6 protein-coding genes and 1 tRNA gene are annotated in these 8,000 nt (G+C 39.0%); 5 read left to right on the top strand and 2 right to left on the bottom strand.

What is annotated here, in order from left to right:
* Window positions 1-57: 57 nt before the first annotated feature.
* Window positions 58-2,919: a M16 family metallopeptidase gene (locus B2400_RS12005; RefSeq protein WP_293933630.1), complete on the bottom strand. Its 2,862-nt coding sequence runs from the start codon at window positions 2,917-2,919 to the stop codon at window positions 58-60.
* 112 nt (window positions 2,920-3,031) lie between these two features.
* Between B2400_RS12005 and xerD the strand changes: the two genes are divergently transcribed.
* From xerD to B2400_RS11980, 5 genes are all read left to right on the top strand, one after another.
* Window positions 3,032-3,925 (top strand): site-specific tyrosine recombinase XerD, encoded by an 894-nt coding sequence (gene xerD, locus B2400_RS12000; RefSeq protein ID WP_149526024.1) that lies wholly within the window; start codon window positions 3,032-3,034, stop codon window positions 3,923-3,925.
* Window positions 3,926-4,075: 150 nt separating this feature from the next.
* Entirely contained in the window at window positions 4,076-4,249 is a 174-nt protein-coding gene (locus B2400_RS11995; protein ID WP_187773830.1) for a hypothetical protein, read from the top strand.
* A 130-nt stretch (window positions 4,250-4,379) separates the two neighbouring features.
* Complete coding sequence (locus B2400_RS11990) at window positions 4,380-6,689, top strand: TonB-dependent receptor (protein WP_293933626.1); 2,310 nt, start codon at window positions 4,380-4,382, stop codon at window positions 6,687-6,689.
* A 13-nt stretch (window positions 6,690-6,702) separates the two neighbouring features.
* Window positions 6,703-7,341 carry a hypothetical protein gene (locus tag B2400_RS11985; protein WP_293933623.1) on the top strand — a complete coding sequence of 213 codons (639 nt, stop codon included), beginning with the start codon at window positions 6,703-6,705 and terminating at the stop codon, window positions 7,339-7,341.
* A 92-nt stretch (window positions 7,342-7,433) separates the two neighbouring features.
* Window positions 7,434-7,505: transfer RNA gene (locus B2400_RS11980), tRNA-Arg, on the top strand.
* A gap of 45 nt (window positions 7,506-7,550) precedes the next feature.
* Here the strand turns inward: B2400_RS11980 and B2400_RS11975 are convergent.
* Entirely contained in the window at window positions 7,551-7,766 is a 216-nt protein-coding gene (locus B2400_RS11975) for a hypothetical protein (RefSeq protein WP_187773831.1), read from the bottom strand.
* Between the last annotated feature and the right edge of the window lie 234 nt (window positions 7,767-8,000).

Raw genomic sequence — 8,000 nt, 5'->3', positions numbered from 1 at the left:
GACCTTTTTAGACAGCCTCTTATTATACCCGATTCAATCGGTCAATTTTAATTGTTGCTATTTTGCTGGAGCATCCGGTAATAAGATAAACTTAAACAAGCGATCTTCTTTCAGATATTTATTAGCCACATCTTTTACAGATTTAACTGTCACCTTGTCAAGATCATTTAAATAACGTGTAATATACGTTGGATCTTCGCCCAATTGGTAAGCAGAAAGTAACTGACTCATCCAGAATCCGTTTTCTTTAAGACTCAATTCCAACTGACGTTTTTCCTCGATCTTAAATTTATCTAAATCGACTTGCGATGGTCCATTAGCTTTAATTTTCTTAAACTCATCTAATGCTGAAGCAATTAAAGATTGATATTTATCAACGCTTGTTCCGAATGAAACGTGGATACTATAGCGAGGCTTAGGATTTTTAGAATAACCAGCGCGCGCACCAGTACCATAAACACCACTCTCCTCTTCGCGCAAGCGCTCCAACAAACGAGTAGACAACACTTTCTCGAGCGCATCCATATTCACATTCTCTACGTCGTTGTAGGTATAATCACCGTAAATCGATAAACGAACGTTAGCTTTTGCCTCTTTTCCTTTATTTACAACAACCTCTTTACCTTTTGCTGGCTCATAAATTCCTAAATCCTTAGGAGCTTCTTTACGCGAAGTAGTTGGCAATGCTGCAAGATAATTTTCCAAATAAGGCTTGATCTCATCTTCTGTGATAGAACCAACGATGAAGAAAGTAAAGTCCGAAGCGTCAGCAAATCTATCCTTGTAGATTTCTAATGCACGCTCTTGGTTCACTTTTTCCAATTCTTCTTTGCCATAAGGAATACGACGAATGTTATTACCGTATAAAGCGTTCATCGTAGCTTTTGAATAAACAAAGTTAGGATCGTTATCTCTGTTCGCCAACATGTTCAATTGCTTGCTCATGATACCTTGAAATACGTCGCTTTCAATTCTAGGCTCTGTAAAATATCCGTAGATCATTTCGAATGCCGTTTTCAAGCCTTCCTTATCCGTGCTTCCAGAAATACCTTCTGAACGCTCGTTGATATACGGGCTAATGTTTACATCCTTGCCAGTTAAATACTTTTGCAATTCGAAAGTATTCAATTGTCCAATACCACTAGAATTAATCAGATTTCCAGCAAATGATGCAGACATGAATTCAGCATCCGGATAAAGTGAAGTACCTCCTGGGCTGAATGCACTAATTAAGATCTCATCATTCTTAAAGGTAGTAGGTTTCAAAACAACTTTAACGCCATTATTCAAAACAAATTCTTTCGAGTTAATCTTATCAATTGATTTTTCCGACGTGATACTTCCTTTTACCGGCTCTTTAGAGAGCATAGGTAAATCAGAAACTTTATCATCATAAGCCGTTAATTGCTCTTTATCAACATCAGCGAACCAAGTCGTCACTGTTTGCTCATCAGGCAAGTTATCTTTCTCTGCATCTGGCGCTAAGATTACAACATCACGGTTAGTATCAACATAATACTTTTGACCGATTGCTTCAACTTCTTTCAGAGTCAAGCTCGGCAATAATTGCTTAGTAATCTGATATCTATCTTCGTTACTTAAAGCAGGTCCATCGTTTAAGAAATGATCAAGATAAGTATTTACATAACTATCAGATTTCTTTTTGCTGCGCTCAGTATAAGCTGTTTCATTGTTTTTATTCAATGCAGTAATGGCACGTTGAAATTCTGTCTCTGTGAAACCGAATTTGTCAACACGATCTAACTCACGAACCAAAGATTTGAAACCCTCTTCGAACTCTCCAGGTTTTGCAACGAAAAATGCCGACAGATTATCTAAACCTCCCATGAATTCACCAATATCAATACCACCTTGAATAAATGGAGGATTTGCAGATTGACTCAACTCGCCCAAACGAGAGTTGATCATTTGATTATAAACCGCTTTCATCAAAGAACGACGGTAATCACCTACAGTGCTCACCTTCTCTTCAGGATGCTTAATAAGAACCTGTCCAATCGTATAAGTCATTTCGGGATCTGTAACTTTGACGAATTGATTCTTGTTGATCAAATCAATCTTGTATTCAGTGCGCTCTTTCGGTTTTGAATTTACGCGCATGTCTGAAAACAAACGCTTGATTTCACTTTCAATATAAACAGGATCAACATCACCAACTACGATAATCGACTGTAAATCCGGACGATACCAATCTTGGTGAAACTGACGAATCACCTTAGGATCAAAGTTCATCACAACCTCTTCCGTACCAATCGGCAAGCGATCAGCGTAACGCGAACCATTTACCAATACTTTTAAGAATTGATCGCGCATACGTTGCATGGCGCCACGGCTACCGCGCATCTCTTCCATAATAATCCCGCGCTCTTTATTAATTTCGCTATCCTCTAGCATCGCATCCTGAGCCCAGTCGCGCATTACTTGAAGACCGTTCTTTAACAATTCAGGATCATCCGATGGAATTGGAAGCTGATAAACCGTTTCATCGAAACCAGTGTAAGCATTTAAATCTGACCCAAAACGAACACCTGCTTTTTGCAAGTAGTTAACTAACTCATTTTTCGGGAAATGCTTAAGACCGTTGAAGTTCATATGTTCTAAGAAATGCGCTAATCCTAGCTCTTTCTCAGTTTCTACAATAGAACCTACTTTTACCGCTAAATACATCGTCACGCGTTTTTCCGGCTCGACGTTTTTACGGATATAATACTGAAATCCATTTTTCAATGTACCGGTTTTAACCTCATTATCGAAAGGAAGCTTCGCATCCCATTTCAAGGAGTCCTTTTGAAGTATAACTTTCGCTTCTGTGATTAAGGAACTTGACTCATAGGCTGTTGCAACTTCCGCAGTAAAAGGCAACAAAAAGGCTAGAGCCAATGGTTTTAAAATTTTCATAAAAATAATTTATCTGAATGGTTACTGATTTTACCGGGACCAATCTACGACAATTTCTTTAGTATTAAAACAACATTAATACTAATCAGAATAAATTACATATATTTAACATATGAATTGGGATACCGTAAATAGAGACTTTAAACGCTACTTACTCTTAGAACGCGGTTTAGCTGAAAACAGCATAGAAGCCTATCAGAATGACGTTCTGAAACTACAACACTATTGCGAACTGCACGAAATAACAATCCCCCAAATTACCACAAAAGAGTTACAAAACTTTTTACTCTGGATTAACGAATTTTCCATATCGACCTACTCACAAGCTCGTATATTGTCGGGTATTAAAACCTTTTTTAAGTTCCTACAAATCGAGTACGACTACGAGTCAAATCCAGCAGAGCTTATCGAAGCACCACGTATCGCACGCAAACTTCCGTCGGTGTTATCAATCGAAGAAATAGATCAATTGATCGCCGCTATTGACCTCTCCAGTCCGGAAGGAATGCGCAATAAAGCGATCTTGGAGATACTCTACGGCTGTGGTCTACGCGTTTCTGAACTTTGCAATCTCAAGCGCTCTAACCTGTTTTTAGATGTGGAGTTTATTAAGGTCGAAGGAAAAGGAAATAAGGAACGATTAATCCCTATCGGACAGCAGGCTATACAATATTTAAAAATATACCTAAATGAGGTCAGAGTACACACGCCTGTGAAAGCCGGAAATGAAGATTATGTCTTCTTAAACCGTCGCGGTGCTGCCCTATCTCGTGTAATGATTTACATCATCATTAAAGACCTTGCAACCAAAATCAATCTGCAGAAAGAAATAAGTCCGCATACATTCCGCCATAGTTTTGCTTCCCATCTCGTTGAAGGCGGTGCAGATTTACGTGCCGTGCAAGATATGTTAGGACACGAAAGCATCACTACGACAGAAATATACACGCATATTGATAAAGATTATCTACAAAGCGTAATAACACAATACCACCCCAGATCTTAATGCAACTTTGTTTATTTTAATTTGCAACTAGATTGCATTTGCTGTATATTTGCAACGTGATAAACATCATTAGACATTTTCGAACATCAATAGCCAGCCTTTGGTTGGTCGTTCTATCTATGTCTTTTGGATTTATGCTAGCACATCAGCATGATCATACGCATGAACATGCTGACCATTGCCATCACCATTCTACCACGGATGAACATGCAGATCATCAGCATGATGATTGTACCTACTGTTTTCTATATTACCATCAGCTCATCTCACAATCTCCTACGTATTCATGGGAAAGTAATCCTGGAGAATTTGAGAGAAACGTAAGTTATTCTATCGACTTGCCGTCTGAGGTAAATATTAAACGGTATTATACGAATGGCTTAAGAGCACCCCCTGCTCTCAAAAACAGCTAACGAGTAATCACAAAATCCATCAAAGTTTAATGTAATCCTACATGTCAAAATATGTTTTGACTGTGTTGGCGATTCTGATTTCATTATCAGGGGGAGCACAGACAAATAAATCGGCCAATTTACGTGGTCTGGTTGCTGATGAGAATCATCAACCATTATCTAATGCAACTATAAAACTTACCGACGCTGACCTTCAGACAAAATCTGATCAGGAAGGTTCATTTTCTATTGAAAATTTAGACCCTAAGAAAACCTACAGACTTAAAATTAGTGCATTAGGTTTTCATGATTATACCCAACGCATCAATCTTTCAAAGGATAGTGTACTGCATATTCACCTAGTTCAAAAAACAACAGAATTAGACGGTGTAACGGTTCAAGCCAGTCAACAGGAACAAGTTTCTGCTGTACAATATAAGCTTAACCAAACACAGATTGAAGAAAGCAAGGGTAAACTGGCGGCTGAGGTATTTTCTAAACTTGCTGGGGTTAGTCTTTTAAATACGGGCCAAACTATCGCTAAGCCGGTCATCAATGGTCTTCATAGTAGTCGTATCCTCCTATTGAATCAAGGAGTAAAACTAGAAAGCCAGCAATGGGGTGCAGAGCATGCCCCAGAATTAGATGCTTTCTCAGCTGATCAATTTGAAGTCATAAAAGGTGCACAGGCGGTAAGATATGGTGCGGACGCTTTAGGCGGAGTGCTGATTGCAAAATCAGAAAATATCGATCCTGAACGTCTACAAGGACGTGTAGATTTGATTGGACAGAGTAACGGCAGAGGCGGAACGCTGAATGCGGAGGTAGAAGGTGGAATAACCGCTATCCCTAATCTCGCCTGGCGTTTGCAAGCGTCGGGTAAGAAACTCGGAAACAGCAAAACCGAAAACTACTATTTAGGAAATACGGGCTCGGAAGAACTGAACTGGAGTACCGCACTGCAATATCAACATAACAACCACAAATGGGATGTATTCTATTCGCGATTTGCAACACAGCTAGGCATTTTCTACGGAGCTCACATCGGAACTATCGATGATATTTTTGCTAGGATTGAACACGGAAAACCCTTAGAGGACTACGGATTTACGTATGATATCGCAGCACCCAAACAAAAGGTAGATCATCAACTTGCAAGACTTAAATACCAATACCAATTTCAAAACGATTGGAAATTGGATGCACAGTATTCATGGCAGAGAAATCACCGTCGCGAATTCGATATGCGCCGAGCGGTTGCAGATGATGTGCCGATGTCGGATATGTTATTGTCAACCCAACAGCTCGAATTACTAATGAAACGCAATCAGCATTCATTGGGTATATCGGCTGTTAGCCAAGTAAACAACAATGTTGAAGGGACTGGCACAACGCCAATTATTCCAAATTACGACAGCTACGGAATTGGAGTTTTTGGTATACATGATTTCGCTTTCAATAAGATCAACCTTGAAGCAGGCTGGCGTTACGATTTCAAACATTTCGATGCTGCAGGATATCGTTTTCAATACACGGATCAAACGGGAAGTACGCCTCAGCAGTACCTTATGGAGGACGTTCGCAATTTCCACAATGTATCGGGTTCCGTAGGTCTTCGCTATGCCATTAATCAACAGTGGACTTTCAAATCAAATGTGGGATTGGCTTGGCGTGCACCAACAGCAAATGAACTATATAGCGACGGAGTGCATCATGGCGCAGGAATTTATGAAATAGGAAACTTAGATCTTAAAGCAGAGCAAGGCTATAAGTGGGTCAATTCGATTAGTAGAAGAGCGGACAACTGGAATATTGACATCGATGGATTTGTACAATATATTGCAAACTATATCTACGCCACCCCTAACCCCGACTCTGTTCGCCAAACCATTCGCGGAACATTTCCGGTATTCAGTTACGAACAGCACAACAGCATATTTTATGGCGTTGATATCAATGCAAGCTGGAAGATAAATCAACTTTTCGATTATCAGTTTCAGGGTAGCTTAGTTAGAGCAAAAAACACAAGTTTAGATGCTTATCTCCCTTATATCCCATCAGATAGGTTTTCACAGGCTGTACAATGGAACATCGAGGCAGAAAGCTCAACCTATTTGAAATTTACACATGAATTTGTAGCCAAGCAGGATCGTTATGCTGAAGGAACAGACTTTATTGCTCCCCCAGCAGCATATCATCTATTGCATCTACATGCCAGCAGAACGTTTCAAATCCAAAACAACAAATTAACAAGCTCGTTAGCTCTAGAAAATTTATTCAATACCGAATACAAAGATTATATGGATCGATTCCGCTATTATGCGCATCGTCCAGGAAGAAACATCAAATTATCAATTAGTTATAAATTCTAAAAATATTAAGACCATGAAAATCAGTAAATATATCGCATCTGCTATTATCGCATTAATAACTCTAAATTCTTGTTCCAAAGATGATCCAATTCCTGTCATTGATCAGGAAGAAGTAGGATCGGCGAGATTAGTTTTTACGGAAGTGGAAGTAGAAGCGCATGGTGATCATTTTCACTACAATGATTTCGCAGGACAAGAAAAAGATAGCATTATCTTCGAAGGCGAGAAATTCCTTCCACCAGTTGGAGCACACATGCACTTAGAAGTGGGCAAAACTTACCGTTTTGAATTAAGAGTATTTGACTTTGCAGGTCGTCAAAGCCAAAAGACTTTTATCGATCGTGACGATCAGCACTTCGCATTCTGGATCGGAGCACCTGCAGACGCATTGAAAATTATCTATGCCGATAAAAAGGAGGATAAAACAAAAGTGAAAGTAGGTACGATAGGTTATATCACGGTATTGAAAGCAAGCGAATCGTTCAACTGGCGTTATATTATGCGTCATCTAAACCCTGGCGTAAAGACTAGTATTGATGTTGAGAAAGACATACAAAACAAAGATTTCACTAAGTTCGGCGGTGCGAATGATATCGATGTGAAGTTTGAAACGCATCTAGTTGCTGATGACCACAGCGGACATGGTCACTAAGCTCAATTAAGACAATTAAAAATCAATAGGTTGCCGAATTCGGCAACCTATTCTTGTGTAAAACTCAAAAATTATATTATTTTTGGCGTGCCGCCTGCGTAGTTCAATGGATAGAATATCAGATTCCGGTTCTGACGATGTGGGTTCGAATCTCGCCGCGGGCACAAAAGAAAGGACTTTCCAAAACGGAAAGTCCTTTTAAATTTCTTTTACTTTATCAAAACACTACCATATTGTAGTACCTGCCGACGCTGAATTTCCTTTTCCCATTTATCTAATTTATTGTTCTTGAACTGAAACAAATAACGTTGATCACTAACATAGCCTTGATAAAACACAACCTCTATCGTATCCTGATCCACAATTTCTTTCCTGGTAATTGTATAATCCGGTCCTAAAATTTCAAGAACCTCGTTTCTGTTCATCCCTAAATCTAGCCCTTTTATCTTATCGGGAGTAAAATGCGTAAATTGAACGGATGCACCGCAGGAACTTAGAAACAACAATATTAGACTGCAACAAAAAAATAGATAACTCTTCATAATATAGAATTGATTAATAAATTATTTTAATGTTTGACTTTTATCCATTCATTAAGTTTAAAATAGTAGTTAGTAGTTAGTATTAAGACATGACCAAAAAAACATTCATGATACTCG

Origin of the sequence: Sphingobacterium sp. UBA6645 (genome assembly GCF_002455685.1) — a bacterium.
GTDB classification, from domain to species: Bacteria; Bacteroidota; Bacteroidia; order Sphingobacteriales; family Sphingobacteriaceae; genus Sphingobacterium; species Sphingobacterium hotanense.
Note: the sequence above shows the minus strand (reverse complement) of the source record. Positions and strands in the feature narration are given on the sequence as shown.

Excerpts from the sequence above, each read along its gene's own strand:
- B2400_RS12005 (WP_293933630.1), bottom strand. The coding sequence starts at position 2,919 with ATGAAAATTTTAAAACCATTGGCTCTAGCCTTTTTGTTGCCTTTTACT.
- xerD (WP_149526024.1), top strand. The coding sequence starts at position 3,032 with ATGAATTGGGATACCGTAAATAGAGACTTTAAACGCTACTTACTCTTA.
- B2400_RS11995 (WP_187773830.1), top strand. The coding sequence starts at position 4,076 with ATGATCATACGCATGAACATGCTGACCATTGCCATCACCATTCTACCA.
- B2400_RS11990 (WP_293933626.1), top strand. The coding sequence starts at position 4,380 with ATGTCAAAATATGTTTTGACTGTGTTGGCGATTCTGATTTCATTATCA.
- B2400_RS11985 (WP_293933623.1), top strand. The coding sequence starts at position 6,703 with ATGAAAATCAGTAAATATATCGCATCTGCTATTATCGCATTAATAACT.
- B2400_RS11975 (WP_187773831.1), bottom strand. The coding sequence starts at position 7,766 with ATGAACAGAAACGAGGTTCTTGAAATTTTAGGACCGGATTATACAATT.